Origin of the sequence: Kineothrix alysoides (genome assembly GCF_000732725.1) — a bacterium.
Classification (GTDB): Bacteria; Bacillota; Clostridia; order Lachnospirales; family Lachnospiraceae; genus Kineothrix; species Kineothrix alysoides.
Window position 1 is genome coordinate 1,223,162 of record NZ_JPNB01000001.1, and the last position, 18,297, is coordinate 1,241,458.

18 protein-coding genes are annotated in these 18,297 nt (G+C 41.7%); 17 read left to right on the forward strand and 1 reads right to left on the reverse strand.

Features of this window, described 5'->3' with window-relative positions; translation table 11 throughout:
* Nucleotides 1-433 precede the first annotated feature (433 nt).
* The 11 genes from CC90_RS0105775 (at nt 434) to CC90_RS0105830 (ending at nt 10,274) form a co-directional block, all read left to right on the forward strand.
* Nucleotides 434-2,485: a sodium-translocating pyrophosphatase gene (locus CC90_RS0105775; protein WP_031389852.1), complete on the forward strand. Its 2,052-nt coding sequence runs from the start codon at nt 434-436 to the stop codon at nt 2,483-2,485.
* 385 nt (nt 2,486-2,870) lie between these two features.
* Complete coding sequence (locus CC90_RS0105780; RefSeq protein WP_031389853.1) at nt 2,871-4,139, forward strand: diguanylate cyclase domain-containing protein; 1,269 nt, start codon at nt 2,871-2,873, stop codon at nt 4,137-4,139.
* Between the two features lie 212 nt (nt 4,140-4,351).
* Complete coding sequence (locus CC90_RS0105785; RefSeq protein ID WP_242843248.1) at nt 4,352-4,651, forward strand: YciI family protein; 300 nt, start codon at nt 4,352-4,354, stop codon at nt 4,649-4,651.
* Between the two features lie 129 nt (nt 4,652-4,780).
* On the forward strand, nt 4,781-5,308 hold the full coding sequence (locus CC90_RS0105790) for a DUF7010 family protein (protein ID WP_031389855.1): 528 nt from the start codon (nt 4,781-4,783) through the stop codon (nt 5,306-5,308).
* Nucleotides 5,309-5,396: 88 nt separating this feature from the next.
* Nucleotides 5,397-5,933 (forward strand): HXXEE domain-containing protein, encoded by a 537-nt coding sequence (locus CC90_RS0105795; protein WP_031389856.1) that lies wholly within the window; start codon nt 5,397-5,399, stop codon nt 5,931-5,933.
* A gap of 135 nt (nt 5,934-6,068) precedes the next feature.
* Nucleotides 6,069-6,269 (forward strand): GyrI-like domain-containing protein, encoded by a 201-nt coding sequence (locus CC90_RS25125; RefSeq protein WP_081905885.1) that lies wholly within the window; start codon nt 6,069-6,071, stop codon nt 6,267-6,269.
* A 175-nt stretch (nt 6,270-6,444) separates the two neighbouring features.
* A complete protein-coding gene (locus CC90_RS0105800; RefSeq protein ID WP_031389857.1) occupies nt 6,445-6,816 on the forward strand; it encodes a VOC family protein in 372 nt (123 codons plus the stop codon).
* Nucleotides 6,817-6,910: 94 nt separating this feature from the next.
* Nucleotides 6,911-7,198 (forward strand): GNAT family N-acetyltransferase, encoded by a 288-nt coding sequence (locus CC90_RS25130; RefSeq protein WP_334291770.1) that lies wholly within the window; start codon nt 6,911-6,913, stop codon nt 7,196-7,198.
* On the forward strand, nt 7,092-7,391 hold the full coding sequence (locus CC90_RS24980) for a GNAT family protein (RefSeq protein ID WP_330373195.1): 300 nt from the start codon (nt 7,092-7,094) through the stop codon (nt 7,389-7,391). Before CC90_RS25130 ends, CC90_RS24980 begins: the two co-directional genes overlap by 107 nt.
* An 840-nt stretch (nt 7,392-8,231) precedes the next feature.
* Nucleotides 8,232-8,981 carry a class I SAM-dependent methyltransferase gene (locus tag CC90_RS0105820; RefSeq protein WP_031389858.1) on the forward strand — a complete coding sequence of 250 codons (750 nt, stop codon included), beginning with the start codon at nt 8,232-8,234 and terminating at the stop codon, nt 8,979-8,981.
* Nucleotides 8,982-9,164: 183 nt separating this feature from the next.
* On the forward strand, nt 9,165-10,274 hold the full coding sequence (locus tag CC90_RS0105830) for an alpha/beta hydrolase family protein (protein ID WP_031389859.1): 1,110 nt from the start codon (nt 9,165-9,167) through the stop codon (nt 10,272-10,274).
* Nucleotides 10,275-10,395: 121 nt separating this feature from the next.
* On the opposite strand, the gene CC90_RS0105835 is transcribed toward CC90_RS0105830, so the two are convergent.
* A complete protein-coding gene (locus tag CC90_RS0105835) occupies nt 10,396-12,243 on the reverse strand; it encodes an APC family permease (RefSeq protein ID WP_031389860.1) in 1,848 nt (615 codons plus the stop codon).
* 484 nt (nt 12,244-12,727) lie between these two features.
* On the opposite strand from CC90_RS0105835, the gene CC90_RS0105840 reads away from it, so the two are divergent.
* The 6 genes from CC90_RS0105840 to nagA all read left to right on the forward strand — a co-directional run bounded on the left by CC90_RS0105840 (nt 12,728) and on the right by nagA (nt 18,124).
* Nucleotides 12,728-13,570: a CAT RNA binding domain-containing protein gene (locus tag CC90_RS0105840; protein ID WP_031389861.1), complete on the forward strand. Its 843-nt coding sequence runs from the start codon at nt 12,728-12,730 to the stop codon at nt 13,568-13,570.
* 45 nt (nt 13,571-13,615) lie between these two features.
* A complete protein-coding gene (locus CC90_RS0105845; protein ID WP_031389862.1) occupies nt 13,616-14,098 on the forward strand; it encodes a PTS sugar transporter subunit IIA in 483 nt (160 codons plus the stop codon).
* A 70-nt stretch (nt 14,099-14,168) separates the two neighbouring features.
* Entirely contained in the window at nt 14,169-14,426 is a 258-nt protein-coding gene (locus tag CC90_RS0105850; RefSeq protein WP_031389863.1) for an HPr family phosphocarrier protein, read from the forward strand.
* A gap of 97 nt (nt 14,427-14,523) precedes the next feature.
* A complete protein-coding gene (gene nagE, locus CC90_RS0105855; protein WP_031389864.1) occupies nt 14,524-15,972 on the forward strand; it encodes an N-acetylglucosamine-specific PTS transporter subunit IIBC in 1,449 nt (482 codons plus the stop codon).
* Between the two features lie 257 nt (nt 15,973-16,229).
* On the forward strand, nt 16,230-16,958 hold the full coding sequence (nagB, locus tag CC90_RS0105860; protein ID WP_031389865.1) for a glucosamine-6-phosphate deaminase: 729 nt from the start codon (nt 16,230-16,232) through the stop codon (nt 16,956-16,958).
* 29 nt (nt 16,959-16,987) lie between these two features.
* On the forward strand, nt 16,988-18,124 hold the full coding sequence (gene nagA / locus CC90_RS0105865) for an N-acetylglucosamine-6-phosphate deacetylase (protein WP_031389866.1): 1,137 nt from the start codon (nt 16,988-16,990) through the stop codon (nt 18,122-18,124).
* Nucleotides 18,125-18,297 lie beyond the last annotated feature (173 nt).

Here is an 18,297-nt window from a genome sequence, read left to right on the forward strand (position 1 = left end):
GATAGGGTATCGTGGAAGCCCTCCACATCCCTCCTATATCCCTCCAACGGGAAAAATTACTTGCTAAACATTTAATTCTGTTATATCCTTTATATACAGGTGTTAAAGCAAGAAAGCGTTAAAAAGGCTTCAATTATGCGGTGTTGCAGGGTTCAATAGTCCATTACGTTCTCGTATATTCCAGATATTTACAAACGGAGTGGAAAACTCGAAATCTATTTCCGAAAACGGAGTGTGGGTTCAAGCCCCGCCACCGGCAGCATGCTGAAAGTCGTCGATTTCTTGGGAATCGGCGACTTTCGTGTTTTAACATGAAACTGATTATGGATTTTCTGAACGAAGCAAGTTCGTTGTTGATATAAATATTTGTATATTTTTTTATATTTATCAACAGAAATGAAGTAATTTTAAAAATGAAATGGGGGATATGTTTATGAACATGATTTTTCTAGGAGTTGCATTGGTAGGTGCAATCGCGTTACTTGTTGCTGTTTTCATTGCCAAATGGATCAACAAAAATGACGAAGGCAACCAACATATGCGTGAAATCGCATCCTACATCCATCAGGGTGCGATGACCTTCCTGATGCGTGAGTACCGCACGATTGGTATCTTTGCGGTAGTGATGTTCGCAGTGCTTTTCTTTGCCGTGAATTGGCAGACAGCGACGTTGTTTTTGTTTGGAGCATCTTTCTCGCTGGCAGCCGGTCTTTTTGGTATGAACACCGCCACCAAGGCAAATGTACGCACAGCCGCCGCCGCCCGTTTTGGGATGCCGTCCGCATTGAGAATCGCCTTCCGAGGTGGTGCGGTTATGGGCCTCAGTGTTGTTGGCCTTGCGGCTTTGGGGCTTGGTGTTGTCCTCTCCCTTTTAGGTGTTGAGACACAGCAGCAAATAGAGTACATTTCTGGGTTTGGTCTCGGAGCAACGTCTATGTCGCTGTTTGGGCGAGTGGGCGGAGGTATTTTTACCAAAGCCGCCGATGTAGGCGCTGATCTGGTCGGCAAGGTTGAAGCGGGGATCCCCGAAGATGACCCGCGTAACCCCGGTGTTATCGCTGATAACGTAGGTGATAACGTGGGTGATGTGGCGGGTATGGGTGCCGACCTTTTTGACAGCTATGTTGGCGCGATTATCTCAGCGATTCTTCTGGCTACTACGCTTAAAAATGCCGCCGGTGAGAGCATGCTTTCAGAAGGCATTGCATTCCCATTGCTGGTGGTTGCAATTGGTATTTTAGCTTCTGTGATTGCGGTATTTTTTGTCGGCGGTAAAAATACAAAGAATCCGGCCAAATCACTCAACCTCGTTACCTATGGCGGCAGCATTATTGTTTTGATATCGTCTTATATCCTGGGCACGCTTATCTTTGGGTCTACAATGGAGTTTCACGGCTTCGCATTTGGCAGTGAGGCGGGAAATCACTTTGGCGGGATTGGAGCGTTTGGAGCTGTTGCTTCGGGTCTCGTTATCGGCTCTGCAATCGGTTTTTTTACCGAGCGTTATACCTCTTCTGATTATAAAGCCGTTCAGGGAATTGCCAAACAAGCTGAAACCGGTACAGCTACCCTTATTATTGACGGGTTTTCGGTAGGATTGCTTTCCGCTGTCTGGCCGCTTGTGCTGATCGCGGTCGGTATCATGCTTTCGTATTTTTGCGCGGGCCTATATGGCATTGGTTTGGCGGCGGTCGGCATGCTATCCACCACCGGTTTGGTGGTTGCAGTTGACGCCTATGGTCCCATAGCAGATAACGCTGGCGGCATTGCCGAAATGTGCAGCCTACCCAAAGAAACACGCGAGATTACCGATAAATTGGATAGTGTTGGTAATACCACCGCCGCAATTGGTAAGGGCTTTGCTATTGGCGCATCGGCTCTCACAGTGCTTGGGCTCTATGTGTCCTATGCGGAAATTGCCAATATCAGCGCCATTGATCTGCTTAATCCGCTGGTGGTAGCGGGACTCTTCCTGGGTGGTATAATGCCGTTTCTCTTTTCTGCGCTCACGATGCGCTCGGTAGGCAGGGCGGCGGGCCAAATGATCGAAGAGATTCGTCGTCAATTCCGTGCGGATAAGGGCATCATGGAAGGCACCTCAAAACCCGATTATGAGAAGTGCATCCAAATCTCCACCGATGCGGCACTAAAGGAAATGCTGTTCCCTGGTGTGCTGGCAGTAGTATGTCCCATTGTGGTTGGCATAATTGACACTGCGATGCTTGGTGGTATGTTGGCCGGTGCCATGCTTGTCGGTGTTCTGTTAGCGCTTATGATGGACAATGCGGGTGGTGCGTGGGACAACGCCAAAAAGTATATAGAGGAAGGTCACCATGGCGGTAAGGGCAGTGAGGCGCACAAAGCTGCCGTAGTTGGTGATACTGTCGGGGATCCGTTCAAGGATACCTCTGGTCCGTCGATGAACACGCTCATCTGTTTGATGACGATTGTTTCTGTCGTATTCCTTCCGCTGTTTTTACGATAACATAATGACCGTATCAATAATGGCCAAATGACATAGCAGGCTGAGCCTGCATCCAAAAACGCGCTCTCGGTTTTGTGCTGAGGGCGCGTTTTGTTTCCCGCGCCTTGGCCCGCATTCAGTTTTACTTTGTTTGATGCGGAATCGTGGAACTCTTTCACATCCCTCTTATATCTCTTCAACGGGAAAAATTACTTGATAAACATTTAATTCTATTGTATTCTTTATACATCGGTGCAAAAGTAAAAAGCTTTGAAAGAGGCTTCAATTATACGGCGTTGCAAGGTTTCAATAATTCATTCCATTCGTCCCATTGCCGGCATCAAAATGCTGAACCTCCTTGCAATTGCTATGACGATAAGTAACCTTTGGAAAGGGTGGAGGCCATATGCCGGAAAAAATAAATACGCCCCTCTGCTGTAAAAACATGTATGACCCAATGCTTGAAGGTTATGTGATGTTTGCAATTCTCAGGGATGAGCATCAGGGGCTTTGCGACTATCAATTTCTTGAAGTAAATAGGCAGTTTGAGAATATTTCTGGTGTGCAGCGTGGAGAGGTCATCGGCAAAACACTAAAACAAATGCAGAACCATTCGCCCGAAGTCTGGCTGGACATTTGTGACAATCTGAACAAGATTCAAGGTAACGGCTCGTTCGAGTATTTTTTGAAGAAGGATGACAGGCATTTTCAGGTCAGTGCCTTTTGCCCTTCCAATGATATTGTTATTACCGTATTTTTGGAAATTACCGCACAAAAAAGGGCGGAAGAAGCCCTTAAAATTCACAAAATTCTTTTTGAGGGCGCACAAGACATTATTTTATACACGAATTTGGATGGACAGGTCATAGATTCCAATCAGAGGGCCTGCGAGGCCTATGGTTATACTAAAGAGCAGCTGCAATCCAGAAGGATTCAAGAAATCCGCCATTCATCGACCCTCGATGAGTATGAAGGTCAGATGCGGCAGGCAGAGATGGGTGGGGTCCTATTTGAATGTATCCATGTGCGGCGCGACGGCTCTACCTTTCCCGTCGAGGTAAGCTCCAGGGTGGCTCATACTGAAAAGGGGCCCTTACGCATTCATATCATCAGGGATATAACCTTGCGCAAGGTGCAGGAGGCGAAAATAGCTTGGCTCGCCAACTATGATACCCTTACGGGGATACGAAACCGCGCCAGTTTGATGATGCAGCTGGAGCAGGAGATACAGCATTGCGCACGAAGCAGAGCTCAATTTGCCGTCATGCTGTTCGACATTGATAAGTTCAAATCCTTTAACGATCGTTATGGGCACGAGGCAGGAGATGTTGTGCTGCGTCATGTGACCGCAAAGGTACAGCAAGTGCTTGGAATGACAGATCAAATTGGCAGACTTGGTGGGGATGAGTTTGTCATATTGCAGACAGCCGTGAAGGAACTGGCCGGCGTGAGCCGGCTGGCTGAAAGAATACAGGCAGCTGCAGCAGAACCGCTTACCTATAACGGAATCCCTCTTCGTGTCAGCATCAGCATCGGAATAAGCCTATTTCCGGCAGACGCCGGAGATGTCGATAGCCTGTTAGCCTTTGCCGACCAGGCAATGTATGTTACTAAGAAAAGAGGCGGGAGCAACTATGCATTTTTTATGAGTGATACGCCGCCTGCACAGACCTGATCGGCAGAACGTCCTATGGAGCAGCCGCAAAAAACTTTTTTCCGTCATCTTTATAAATAATTTATTATAAAACAAATATCCCATCAATTGATAAAATTAGTTGATGGGATATTTGTTTTATGGTAAAATTTCATATACATATCATTTATTTTTTGTAATAAAACGTATGTTATTAACTGCTACAAAACCAATAAGACAGGAAAAGAAAAACGATGCATTTGAAAAAGGGCGGCAAATTATACATTAGGATTGATTATAAGGCTGGGGAGAAAGATATAATCGAACAAGACTTTCAGGATCATTTGGCTTATGTGAAGAATGCAGCCGGGGAAAGGTATCTCATAGGTGGTGGATTTTCCAATATAGATGGGGGAATGCTCCTTTTTGAAGCCGAAAATTTTGAAGAAGCGCAGGAGATTGCTCAAAATGATCCAATCATAAAAATGGGGCTTTATCGATGCGATATTTTCGAATGGAATTTGGTCGTTTTATCAGAAGATGTAGTAAATTAGTAGACAGCAATTGATACTGGCAAGTTAGAAATATAGGCGAGAGAGTACTTGTCAGAAATTACGCAGAGTAGAAACTCAGCATTAGTAGAACTAACACAGATTATTATTTGGTTAAGGGGGGCAGCTTCAATGAATTTGGAAGAACTTCGGTTAGATTGTGCGGTCAAGCAAAAGAAAGGTCTGCACTTTATTTTGGCTTCAATCTTTATTTGGTGTGCTGTTCTTGTTGTACAGTTGATAGATATTCCTGTACTTACAAAGAATTTATATACTTTCTGTTGCACTGCTCCGTTATTGCCGTTAGCATTTCTTATTTCTAAAATAATCAAGGTTGATTTTCAGAACAAAGGAAACCCATTAACAAACTTAGGCATACTGTTTTCAGTAAACCAGATACTTTACTTATTGATTGCTATGTGGATATATCAGGCTGTGCCTGAAAAAATGTTAATGATTATAGCAATGATTTTCGGCGCCCATTTATTGCCGTATGGTTGGCTTTATAAGTCAAAAACATATATGGTTTTATCTGTGGCTATATCATTTTCCGCTTTAATTGTTGGGATAAAATTTCAACCGCTTGTTTTGGCCGTTATGATGATAGTAATAGAAATAATTTTCTCCGTTTGCTTGTGGAGGGAAACAAAATCGTTATAGAACAGATTTGGACAGTAAATTTATCCGTTTCTTGTTGCTTCCGTCCAAGCCACAATAAAAAGTAATAATATAAATGAGGTGTGTAATTATGGGTGAGATTTATTTTTTGATTTGGCTTTTTCCGCTGCTATTCATTTTTCACGACTTTGAAGAAATAATTTTTGGAAAACCGTGGGTTAATAGGAATAAGGAGAGGTTAATGGAACAGTTTCCTATGCTGGCTAACAAAGTTTTGCTGCATTTTGATTCTTTGACAACATCTTCTTTTTCACTCGGAGTTGCGGAAGAATTTATTCTGATTAGTGCTGTTACGATCATTTCCTATTTAACAGGCTGGTATGATTTATGGCTTGGAATATTTATAGCGTTTATTGCCCATTTGATCATTCATATTTTTCAATGTATTATCTTTAGAGGATATGTACCGGCTGTTGTAACCAGTGTAATTTGTCTGCCTGTCAGCATCTGTATCACAGCAGAATTTTTACGTTCGTATTCAATCACGTTTAGCCGTATCATTGCTTTTTCAATGTTGGGGATAGTTTTGATGATTATAAATATTTGGGGTATACATAAAGGAATGACTGTTTTTGACAAGTGGCTGGCAAAATATCAAAAGGGATAATCCCAAATAAATAGCAAGGAACATTATGACGACCTAGCCAATAGCGTATTTTTATAATAATGCGGTAGAACATTGCAGACGATACGAGATCAGAGATTCTCAAAACGTTTCCGTGCATGATATCAAATATGGAATATGGAACCTACACTTTGGGCTGTATTTAAATGCATTGGCGATGATAGTGAGTGCATTGGGGAAACACGGGATAGAATTTTCAAAGAATTTCTGCCAAGCGCTGATTACAACATGCTGGATGATACTGACTTTGAATTGTACCCGGAAAACAGTAATTCGGATTGTTTTTGTGAGATTTGGATTCCCGTCGAAAAAAGGTAGTATTTATTATGCATCTATTTTGTACTAATAACACAAGCTTTATCGAATGAAGTCGATTGCTGTTTCGGTCGGCTTCTTTGCTTTTAATATGATAACATATATAGATACACAGTTGTTGTGTTTTACATGATATGATAAGATGTACTTACATTTGTCTTAGGAGGATAAACAGAAGATGTACAGATCAATGATGCAAATATATGTGAACGAAAGCGGTAAAGCGGTTGAGTTATACCAAAAAGCCTTTGATGCTGAATTAGTGGCAAGCTATACTAACTCTGATGGGACTTATATGCATGCTGAACTTAATGTATACGGGCAGATATTAGCGATATCCGAAGCTCTTAAAGACGAAGAAAGAATTACAGGAACCACTATGCAATTTTGCCTGCATTTTGGGGACGGCAAAGAAGAGTTAGTTCAAAAAGCATATAATGTGCTTAAAGATAACGCTAAAATTATTTACCCGTTAAGTCCATGTACATATAGTACGTTAATGGTTGACTTAATCGATGAATATGGCGTTCGCTGGTGTCTTTTCATATAGGATTGTCTTATATACAATATAAAGTGTGATAACAGAAGTTTAAGTTTGGCGAAATGATTGACAGATAGAAAAATAGGAATTTGAAAGGAACAATATGGAAGGTTGTAATATAAATACCCCCGTATTAGAGTCAGAAAGATTGATATTAAGAAAATTTAATGAGAATGATATGCAAGCCTTACTGGATATATACAAGGATAAAGAAGTCAATATCTATCTGCCGTGGTTCCCGCTGAAATCGCCGGAAGAAGCCAAAGTGTTTTTTGAGGAAAAATATGAAAAAGCATATCAACAACCGAGAGGATGCAGATATGTGCAAAGCAGTCATAGGACAAGTAAAAAAAGATGGGGTTCGATATATTACAGCCACTCACGATACTAAGAATCCTCGTAGCGGCGGAGTTATGGAACAATTAGGTATGCATTACAAATATTCTTACAAAGAACAATGGCAGCCTAAGGATATATTAGTGACATTCAGAATGTATCAATTAAATTTTGACGGGCAAGAAGATTGGGTATATAAGGAGTACTGGGATAGATATTCCGTTCACTTTATTGAAACCGATGTATAAATTTCAATTTTCCTGCAAATGAAAGAATGTTTTCCTTGATGTTTAAGAAGTTGTGTAAAATTATTTTTACATAACTTCTTTTAATTTTACCTGAATTTTATTAAAACATGAATATAGATTTTACGTTGCCTTGTTATAATTTTATTGTAATAAAAATCACATCAGCGAGAAGAGACTGGTAGCAGGAAGTTTGAAACGGTACATTTCTTTGCATTCAATGAACATATATTAATCCATGTTATTAATGCTCTTATCCATACCACATATGAAGTTTCAGATTCAGATAAAAGTGATTAGTCTGGAAAACAAGAAGAAAGAGGTGCTGTGAATATGAAGATTCAGAAGATTCTTACATGGTTAGCAACAAGAAAAAGCTTAAAGAAGAGGCTACAGGAAAGATGGCTCAGAAAATTTGGAAGGGATAGGCTGTTTATCATGGATGTCTTACGCAGGTAAATATGTTTTAAAACAATTTACTGCATATTTTCTTTCACTATTTTAAAATGCAATTTTAGTTTGTTAAGCTTATGGGCTTAATTATAGAAGAAATCAATCTATTACTTCAGAATTATTGTCGAAAGAAGTCAATTGTGCAAATAGCAATAGACTTCTTTGTCTTTTTTATGATAAAGTATAAATGCATTGTTAAATATCATATAAACATTGAAATAAAGATGATTTATATTATAGAAAAGATAAACGGGAAACATACAAAAAGGGATGTAATTTTCCGGATTGCCGGAAAATCCGCCTGGTGAACCAGCCATATGTATGAAATAATGGACAATTAAGAAGATTCAGTTTATTCGTTAGGAATCTTTATATTTGGAGAGGTGTAAATTGCAAGATAAAATTTTAAAACAAAATAAAGAAGCGTGGGACGCGATTGCAGACGATTGGTTTGGTACAACGGCATTACCTATATATGGTGTATTTATTCCTACTGAAACGGAATTGAGTTTGTTTGGAGATGTAAAAGGGAAGAGGCTTTTAGATATTGGCTGCGGCAGCGGACATTCATTAAAATACCACGGAGATAACGGAGCCTCCGAGCTTTGGGGAATTGATATTTCAACAAAGCAAATAGAAAATGCAAATAGATTTTTGCAAGAAAGCGGCTACACTCCTAAACTGTTCAATTCTCCGATGGAAATAAATCCAGGTATACCTGCGGATTATTTTGATATAGTTTATTCGATTTATGCTTTAGGATGGACCGTTGACATAGAAAGAACCTTTCGTTTGATTTCCGCTTATTTAAAGAAGGATGGAGTTCTTATATTTAGCTGGGATCATCCTTTTTTGTCCTGTGTGGATACCGAAGATGATAGACTGATTTTTAATGGTAACTATTTTGAAACAGAACCTTTTACTTTTCAAAAGGATGGGAATGATCTTTTTGCTTATAACAGGAAGTTTTCTGATTATATCAATCCGCTTGCGCGAGCAGGTTTCGCGGTGGAGGTCTTAGTTGAAGAGACGGATAAGGCTGCTTTGGAAGGAGGGGGAGAATTTCGTTCAAACTATTACTCGCCAGTTAAAGCTAAAAGATTTCCTCTCTCATTTATAATTAAAGCAAGAAAATTATAACTCTTGTATAATGAGAATAATCAGGCTTCCGCCCAGAGCTTTATATACCTTTATGGGATTTTCAGAAAACGGTGAAATGGACGGAGAAGAAATTGTCTCTGTGTTACAATTGTAATCCAATGTACGGGAGTTTGGAACTGCAGATTATTTATAGGATAAGACTGGAGACGGGGAGAGACTTAAATGGCAACAAGAAGCTTTATGTTTATTGGAATTATAGCTGTTTTGATCTTCATGATATCTTTGGTGACTGTTTTCAAAGTTCCCGAAACAGAATGGCTGCGAAAACTATTTAAATGTATTGGGATTGTAATATGCACGATCCTGATGCTCATGGTCATATTGTATCCGGGTTTATCGAGTGTAAAAACGACAGGATCTTTTGCCTATGGCTCTGTTATATTGCAGTTAGATGATAAATCAAGATTTGAGACTTATGCCAACAATGGAGACTGCCGCAAACTATCCGTAATTGTTTATTATCCGACGGGGAAATATGTGGGAGAAAATAGTTGTCCTTTCGTCCTTTTCTCGCATGGTGGAATCAGCATGAAGACAAGCAACGTTTCCTTGTTTGAAGAATTAGCAAGTCACGGCTATATTGTTGTGAGTATCGATCATACTTATCAGGCGTTATCGACAACGATAGACGGCAAAAAAATCGGGATTGATTCCGGATATATGAAGGAATTAAATACAGAAGATTCTCATAAGGATATTGCCGGTTCTTATAAGAACTATCAGAAATGGATGGAGCTTCGCACCGATGATATCAATTTTGTAATCGATAGATTTATTTCGGAAGCGGAAAAACCGGATAACGGCTTTTATTCCTTGATAGATCCGCAAAAAATTGGATTGGCGGGACATTCTCTCGGCGGTTCTGCAGTTCTTGGCGTTGCACGTCAGCGAAAGGACATAAGTGCCGTCATTGCACTGGAAGCACCATATATGTGTGATATTACAGGCTATGCCGGAGACGAATTTACATGGAATACTGCGCCGTATCGTTGCGCAATTATGAATATTTATAGTGATACCGGATACCCGTTGGTCGGTAATGATAATAAATACGTTCAGAATGCAAATTATTTATATAATAAAAAAAATGTCGAATATTATTATATCCAGGGAAGCAATCATTTCTCCTTGACTGACCTTGTAAGGACTTCACCAATGTTTTGCAGTCTTCTCGGGGGAGGTTACTCAAGACCCGGTTACGAAACATTACAGTTCATCAACGAAAAATCCTTGGATTTTTTCGATAAATATTTGCGTTTGGAAGAGAAATGATTTATTCATTTGCATTGCGGGACATGACAGGAATGTATTCTTGTGCAGTTTGGGCAGGAGACATAATTTAAAAAAGCGGCTGTTAGGAACCTGATTCCCAAGCAGCCGCTTTTATTCTATATTATTTATTATCCAAAACAAAAGGTATGTTGATTACTGCAATATGTCTGTCACGCAGGAGCTTTTTCCTTATAACGAAAGCAGTTTGATTATGCAGAAGGTTCTGCCAAGGTCTTCTTACGACAAACTGCGGTATTACTACGGTAATCATATCGCCGGGGCTGGAAGCATGTTCTTCCGACTCGATGTATTGGATTAAGGGGTTAACTACCTCCCTGTAAGGAGAGTATTTGACGATAAGAGGAATAGGGATTTTGCATTCCTTCCACTTTTCCTTAATGCTCTTCGCACTTTCTTTGTCGATGGCGACATGGAAAATAACGATATTCTTGTCATCCGACAAAAACCGCGCATAGTTAATCGCTTTTAAGGAGGCCTTGTTCAGAGAGCCTACGATAACAATCATATGCTTCTTCACATTCAGAGTATTGATTTCTGTCTGCACCTGCTCCGGGTCCAGCCGTAGCTGCCTGGCGATATTAATGTAGTGATAGTTGATTGCCTTCATTCCAACTACGAGTATGATAATGAGTACTATAGTGATCCAGGCGCCTTCTAACATCTTACTGTATAAAATGCTGATAACGGTGGCAACAGTCATAATGGCACCCAAACCGTTGATAACGATCTTATGAGTCCTTCCTGTGACATTGCTTCTAGCCCATTTGAAGAGCATCCCTACCTGAGACAACGTAAAGGAGAGAAACACACCGATAGCATAAAGGGGTACCAGCCCGTGTGTATCCGCATGGTAAATCACCACCAAAAAAGCCGCCGCCGCGCTTAACGCGAGAATGCCGTTGGAATATCCGAGTCGGCTTCCCCGCATGGCAAACTGCCTGGGAGCATAGCCGTCGGTGGCGACCAAGGATAAAAGCATAGGAAGCCCGGCGTAGGAGGTATTGGCAGCCATGACCAATATAGTAGCAGTAGCGATTTGCAGAATATAAAACAATATGCCGTTTCCGAATACCTGGACGGCTATCTGGGAAAGTACGGTTATGCTGTTATTGGGAACCGCGTGATAAAGAGTGGACAGGTATGCGGTTCCGCCGAAGATAAGCAGGACAAACAAGGCGAGAAGCCCTAACACCCTTTTGGCGTTCTTCTGAGCGGGTTCGGTGAAGTTCGGTATGGCGTTGCTGACCGCTTCTACACCGGTAAGGCCTGAACAGCCTGCCGCAAAAGCACGGATGAGCAGGAAAAAGGTCACATCCCCTACCGCTTCAGGAATCGGAAAAGAGGCCTGGGGAACATAACCCAGCACATATACTTTGAAAAGTCCGGTTACGATCAAAATCAGCATGGAAGCGATGAAGATATAAGTAGGTAAGGCAAATATTTTAGCGGATTCACGAACACCTCTTAAATTTCCCAATGTCATTAGGAAAATGAGGAGAAGTGTGACTCCTACATTATAAGGAAGCAGGGCGGGAATTGCAGAAGTAATTGCCGCTGTTCCGGCAGATGTACTAACTGCCACGGTCAAAATATAGCCGATAATCAAAGACGCTGCAGCTAATAACCCCGGTTTTTCACCCAGATTCTCCTTTGCCACAGTATAAGAGCCCCCTCCGTGGGGATAGCTGTCGATTGTCTGGCGATAGGAAAATACCAGAATGAGAAGCAGAAGGATAATAATGATAGCCGTAAAAAACATATACTTATAAGCGGCCAGTCCTACTACGAGAACCAATATCCATAAGATTTCTTCAACAGCGTAAGCAACGGAAGAGATGGCATCGCTGGCCATAATAGGCAGCCCCCAGAAAACATCCATTTTCTCACTTTGCAGCTCCTTGTTATGAAGGGGCTTACCAATTACGATTTCTTTAATCTTTTTAAACATAAGATTACACTCCTGATTACAGCTTACGAATCGTAGATGAATTTCGGCGGTTCATGAAGTTGTTTTTATTGTATTCTCTCTATACTATATTTTTGCATTTCATCTGTCAAGAGGAAAAATAGACGAGTTTTTTTAACGAATTTTCATTGATTTTTTCTTATATCTTTCCCCAAATGCAGGGGAATAAAGCATATTAGGCGCAAATAGTGAAAAAAGCACTACGGAAGTTGATAAGTCATTAAGAATATGTGCAATATGTACAGAATTAAATACCAATAAATGTATGTTATAAACAAAAATACCAAAAGTTTATTTAGATTACTTGACATCCCTATTGTAAATTGTTATCATGTACACATACAAATTGATAGAGAAAACATTGGATTGTTACTGTTAAGCAGGCAAAACCAGATTTTATAAGTTAATCGAACAGAGTAGGATTAATTTATAGGGTTTGGTTTTTTTTATGCAACGGGAAATGAGTATGAGAATAGAAAAGGTAATTAACAATAATGTCATCTCATCCAGAGACGGCGAAGGCAGCGAGTTGGTCGTTATGGGCTGCGGTATCGGCTTCGGGAAAAAAGAGGGACAGAATATTGATGAAAGCAAGATTGAGAAAATTTTCAAGCTGGAGAACAAGGATAGCTTGGAACGATTCAAAGCGCTGCTGAAAAAACTGCCTCTGGAATACATTCAAGTTTCGGATGAAATTATTTCCTATGCGAAAGAGGCGCTTGGAAAAGAGCTGAATGAGAACGTATATCTTACCCTTACTGACCATATCGGCTTTGCTGTTGACAGATTTAAGGAGGGTATGCTTTTCACAAATGCCTTATTTGAAGAAATAAAAATGTTTTATTCCAATGAATATACGGTAGGCTGCCACGCTCTTTATCTGATAGAGAAGAAGACGGGAATAAAGTTGTTGGAAGACGAAGCGGCCTCCATAGCAATCCATATAGTAAACGCTGAATTTAATTCGGCAATCAGCACTACTTTCACGCTCACCCAGATGATGCGCGACATGATGGAAATTATAGAAAAAGAGATGCCGGCCTGTAAAGCTCAGTCCTATCAGCCGGATAAACTGGCCATTAATTTCAAATACTTGGTACATAGAATGCTGACTGAGCTTCCGGAGCAGAGCAAGGGAGACGAGATACTCTTCGATTTTGTCAGAAACCATTGCGAACAGGAATACCGGCTGATCCATAAGGTAAACAGCTTTATCGAAGAAAAATATAACTGTTTCATGACAGAGGAAGAAAGCATATATCTGGCGTTAAATGTAAAGAGAATCAACGACTTATATGCAGAAAATTGAAGGAATAATCAAAATTGACGAAAAAAAGAAATAGGAGGAAAAAATATGGGATTATTCGATGCGTTTAAGAAGAAGGATATTGTAATTTCATCGCCGATGAAGGGAAGGTGCGTAAGCATTAAATCGGTAAGCGACCCTACCTTTGGCGATGAGATACTGGGAAAAGGAGTGGCCATTGTGCCTGAGGATGGCAAGGTATATGCTCCGGCAGACGGGGTGATTACGACCATATTTCCTACGGGCCATGCGGTGGGCATGACGACAAACGACGGAGTGGAGCTTCTCATTCACGTAGGTCTGGATACAGTAGCCTTAAAAGGAGAAGGATTTCGCATTATAGGGAAAGATGAACAGAAGGTAAAAAAGGGGGATTTGCTTATAGAGGCGGATTTGGAGAAAATCAAAGGGGCGGGATACGATGTAATTACGCCGGTGGTAGTGTGCAATACGGATGAATATTCGGAAATTCTAGGACATACAGATACGGAAGTAAATGCGGGCGATGAGCTTTTGAATATTAAAAAGTGATAGTAAAGGTTAATGTTACTATAAAAGAGAAACAAAAATTATTTTATGAAAGTGAAGGGAGAACATAAAAGTGAAAGAATTTAAGTATACGATTAAAGATGAACTGGGTATTCATGCAAGACCTGCCGGACTGCTCGTTAAGCTGGTAACGCCTTTTCAGAGCAAGATTACGGTAGATACAGGAACTAAGGCTGCAGATGCGAAGAAGATAATGGCACTTATGGGTGCAGGCGCAAAAAAGGGAACAGTAGTTACCTGCCGCGCGGAAGGTCCTGACGAAGCGGAAGCTGTTACAGCGCTTAAAAAGTTCTTTGAGGAAAATTTATAATTTTGTATTCTAGGGATGCCATCCCATGGAATAGATGAAATGAATCGAGCCCTGCGGCCGGGGCATGGCTCAAACAAAACAAGGGGGTACTTTATTTATGATGAAATATTTACAAAAGCTTGGTAAGTCATTAATGCTTCCGGTTGCTTGTCTGCCGGTTGCAGGTATCATGTTAGGTCTTGGTTATTGGATCGACCCTTCAGGCTGGGGCGGCAATAACGTAATCGCTGCTTTCCTTTGCAAAGCAGGTTCTGCGCTTATAGACAACATGGCAATTCTGTTCGTTATTGGTGTCGCTGTCGGAATGTCCGATGACGGTGACGGTACATCCGCACTTGCGGGTATCGTTTCATACCTTATGGTTAAGACCTTATTAGCTCCCGGAGCTGTTGAGATGTTTACCGGCTCGGAAGCAAATGCAGCGTTTTCCAAAATTGACGGCAACCAATTTATTGGTATTTTGACCGGTTTAATCGGTGCTACGTGCTATAACAAATTCAAGAGTACGAAATTACCGGATGCCCTGTCGTTTTTCAGCGGCAAGCGAAGCGTAGCGATTGTTACTGCTGCGTTTACTATTGTAGCAAGTTTGATTTTGTTCTTTATCTGGCCGGTTCTTTACGGAGGTTTGGTAGCTTTCGGTACGGCCATTTCCAGTACAGGTGCAATCGGAGTTGGTCTCTACGGTTTCTTCAACAGATTATTGATTCCGTTCGGTTTGCACCACGCGCTGAACTCCGTATTCTGGTTTGATGCGATTGGTATTGCAGATCTTTACAAATTCTGGGGATTGGGCGGATACGACACATCTCAGGCTGTTATCGGCGAGACGGGACAGTATATGACAGGTTTCTTCCCCGTTATGATGTTCGGTATTCCTGCAGGCGCTTTGGCTATGTATCATACGGCTAAAACGAATAAGAGAAAAGTTGCAGCCGGCTTACTCGGCGCAGCAGCTCTTTGCTCTTTCTTAACTGGTGTTACGGAACCCTTCGAATTCGCTTTTATGTTCTTATCACCTGTGCTTTATGTTGTACATGCGCTTTTAACAGGTATCGTTTGTGCGATTACCGCGCTCCTTCCTGTCAGAGCAGGATTTACCTTCAGTGGTGGATTTATCGACTGGGTGCTCTGCGCGAAGCTTCCGGCAGCCCTCAATACATGGATGATTATTCCAATCGGTTTGGTTGTTGCTGTAGTTTACTATGCGGTATTCCGTTTTGTAATCGTGAAATTAGACCTCAAGACTCCCGGCAGAGAAGATGATGATGCTGAAGCTGATAAGAAGGTTGTTCTTTCTAACGACAATTTCACGGAAGTTGCCCAGATCGTTTTAGAAGGTCTTGGAGGAAAAGAAAATGTTACATCTCTCGATAACTGCGTAACCAGACTTCGTCTCGAAATCAAAGATTACACGAAAGTGGATGAGAAGAAGATCAAGTCTGCAGGAGTTGCAGGCGTGATGAGACCGAGTAAGACATCTGTTCAGGTTATTGTAGGTACTAAGGTACAATTCGTAGCTGATGAAATGAAAAAAATGTTATAAGTGGTAAGTCTAAAAATAATCCATAATATTGTGTTCCCGGCATATCGGAAGCCCCGTGTTCTATACGGGCTTCCGATATTAAACTATAAAGAAGTCTTTAAAAAAGCAAGAAAAGAAAAAAGGTGACAAGAAAAGCTATGGGAATCCGTCTGTGAATGATATATACTAATGGTAGCGTCTATGGACGGACTTTTGAACAAATTCTGCATGTTCAAAATGGTGTTTTAAGCGTGTGCAGCACGCGGATAGGAGTAGAAGTGAATATAGTCAGGGCAAAGGATTATAAAGATATGAGCAAGAAAGCCGCGAGCGTTATTTCCTCGCAGGTCATTATGAAACCGAACTGCGTTTTAGGACTGGCGACGGGATCTACGCCAATCGGAACCTATGAAAAGTTAGTGGAGTGGTATAACGGCGATAACTTGGATTTCTCCAAGGTGGTTTCTGTAAATTTAGATGAATATAAGGGGCTTACGAGAGAGAATGATCAGAGCTACTATTATTTTATGAACGATCATCTTTTCAGTAAGATAAATATAAAGAAAGAAAATACGCACCTTCCTGACGGAACGGAGCCGGATGCCAATAAGGCTTGCGGTGACTATGACAAGGTGATTGAGGCAGTGGGCGGAATAGACTTACAGCTTCTTGGACTTGGACACAACGGACATATCGGCTTCAACGAGCCTGCGGAGGAATTTATTCCCGATACTCATTGTGTTGATTTAACAGCATCTACCATTGAGGCTAATCAGAGATTTTTTGCTTCCTATGATGAGGTGCCAAAGCAGGCTTACACTATGGGAATCAGGACTATTATGCTGGCGAAGAAGGTGCTGGTCGTGGTAAGCGGAGAAGAGAAGGCAGCCATTGTCAAAGATGCCTTTTTTGGTCCGATTACGCCTAAGGTGCAGGCATCTGTACTGCAGCTTCATCCGAACGTTACTTTGGTTGCGGACGAGGCGGCGTTGTCACTTATAAAATAGGAAGATGCGGAAAGGGGCTTGAGATACATATGATTATCAAAAATGCGAAGGTTTTTACTGAAGAAGGTAGATTTATAGAGCAGGATATTTATATCAAAGATGGCCGGTTTGTAAAAAGTGAGGTGCAGGCTGGTGCGGATGAGGTGATAGATGCGCAAGGATGCTTTGCTGTCCCGGGACTTACGGATATTCATTTCCACGGCTGCGTGGGCTATGATTTCTGTGACGGAACGGAGGAAGCGATTACGAAGATTGCGGAATATCAGGCATCCATAGGTGTTACTTCCATCGTTCCGGCGACCATGACCTTGGGAGAGGAAATATTGACAGGCATCTGCAAGACGGCGGCAGAATACAGAAAGAACAATAAAAACGACAGGGCTGCAGATTTGTGCGGAATCAATATGGAAGGGCCCTTCCTCGCGGAGAGCAAGAAGGGAGCGCAGAACAGCGCTTATCTCCACACGCCGGATGCAGGAATGTATGATCGTTTGAACGAAGCGGCTGACCATATGGTGAAGCTGGTGGCTATCGCTCCTGAAATAGAGGGTGCGATGGAATTCATCCAGTCGAAAAAGGGCCAGGTGGTGCTTTCTACAGCCCATACTGCCGCGGATTACGATACCGCTTTAGAAGCTTTTGAAAAAGGAGCAACCCATGTGACTCATTTGTATAATGCGATGAATCCATATACTCATAGGGCACCGGGATTGATCGGCGCAGCTACGGATGCGGGAGCTGAGGTCGAGCTGATCTGCGACGGAGTGCACGTTCACCCTGCCGTTGTCCGCAACACCTTTAAGATGTTCGGCGAGGATAAAGTAATCTTGATCAGCGACAGCATGATGGCTACCGGTCTGGATGACGGTGATTACAGCCTCGGAGGGCAGGCGGTAAAGGTCGTAGGTAATCTTGCGACCTTAGCAGACGGTACTATCGCCGGTTCCGCTACCAATTTAATGGACTGCGTGAGAACAGCGGTTCTCAAGATGCGCATTCCGTTAGAGACGGCGATTAAATGTGCGGCGGCCAACTCTGCCAAGAGTGTGGGAATATACGATGAATACGGCAGCATAACGCCTGGAAAGGTTGCCAATGTAGTTTTGCTTAAGAAGGAGGACCTTACTTTGGACTCCGTGATTTTGCGAGGAAACAAATTATCATAAGATGCAGCAATGTTGGATGCGGAACGGATAAAACCGTCCGCATCCTTTTTAAATTAATTTATTCGGAGCACTTTTAAAATCCTTTATTTTAGTGTATAGTACATTATGTATGAATATATTGTGGGAAAATATATCATATGTAGTATACGGCGCGCAGTTGCACGGCACAAAAT

Excerpts from the sequence above, each read along its gene's own strand:
- CC90_RS0105785 (WP_242843248.1), top strand. The coding sequence starts at position 4,352 with ATGCATTTGAAAAAGGGCGGCAAATTATACATTAGGATTGATTATAAG.
- nagA (WP_031389866.1), top strand. The coding sequence starts at position 16,988 with ATGATTATCAAAAATGCGAAGGTTTTTACTGAAGAAGGTAGATTTATA.
- CC90_RS24980 (WP_330373195.1), top strand. The coding sequence starts at position 7,092 with ATGAAAAAGCATATCAACAACCGAGAGGATGCAGATATGTGCAAAGCA.
- CC90_RS25130 (WP_334291770.1), top strand. The coding sequence starts at position 6,911 with ATGGAAGGTTGTAATATAAATACCCCCGTATTAGAGTCAGAAAGATTG.
- CC90_RS0105795 (WP_031389856.1), top strand. The coding sequence starts at position 5,397 with ATGGGTGAGATTTATTTTTTGATTTGGCTTTTTCCGCTGCTATTCATT.
- CC90_RS0105840 (WP_031389861.1), top strand. The coding sequence starts at position 12,728 with ATGAGAATAGAAAAGGTAATTAACAATAATGTCATCTCATCCAGAGAC.
- CC90_RS0105790 (WP_031389855.1), top strand. The coding sequence starts at position 4,781 with ATGAATTTGGAAGAACTTCGGTTAGATTGTGCGGTCAAGCAAAAGAAA.
- CC90_RS0105835 (WP_031389860.1), bottom strand. The coding sequence starts at position 12,243 with ATGTTTAAAAAGATTAAAGAAATCGTAATTGGTAAGCCCCTTCATAAC.
- CC90_RS0105775 (WP_031389852.1), top strand. The coding sequence starts at position 434 with ATGAACATGATTTTTCTAGGAGTTGCATTGGTAGGTGCAATCGCGTTA.
- CC90_RS0105830 (WP_031389859.1), top strand. The coding sequence starts at position 9,165 with ATGGCAACAAGAAGCTTTATGTTTATTGGAATTATAGCTGTTTTGATC.
- CC90_RS0105780 (WP_031389853.1), top strand. The coding sequence starts at position 2,871 with ATGCCGGAAAAAATAAATACGCCCCTCTGCTGTAAAAACATGTATGAC.
- nagE (WP_031389864.1), top strand. The coding sequence starts at position 14,524 with ATGATGAAATATTTACAAAAGCTTGGTAAGTCATTAATGCTTCCGGTT.
- CC90_RS25125 (WP_081905885.1), top strand. The coding sequence starts at position 6,069 with ATGGAACCTACACTTTGGGCTGTATTTAAATGCATTGGCGATGATAGT.
- CC90_RS0105800 (WP_031389857.1), top strand. The coding sequence starts at position 6,445 with ATGTACAGATCAATGATGCAAATATATGTGAACGAAAGCGGTAAAGCG.
- CC90_RS0105845 (WP_031389862.1), top strand. The coding sequence starts at position 13,616 with ATGGGATTATTCGATGCGTTTAAGAAGAAGGATATTGTAATTTCATCG.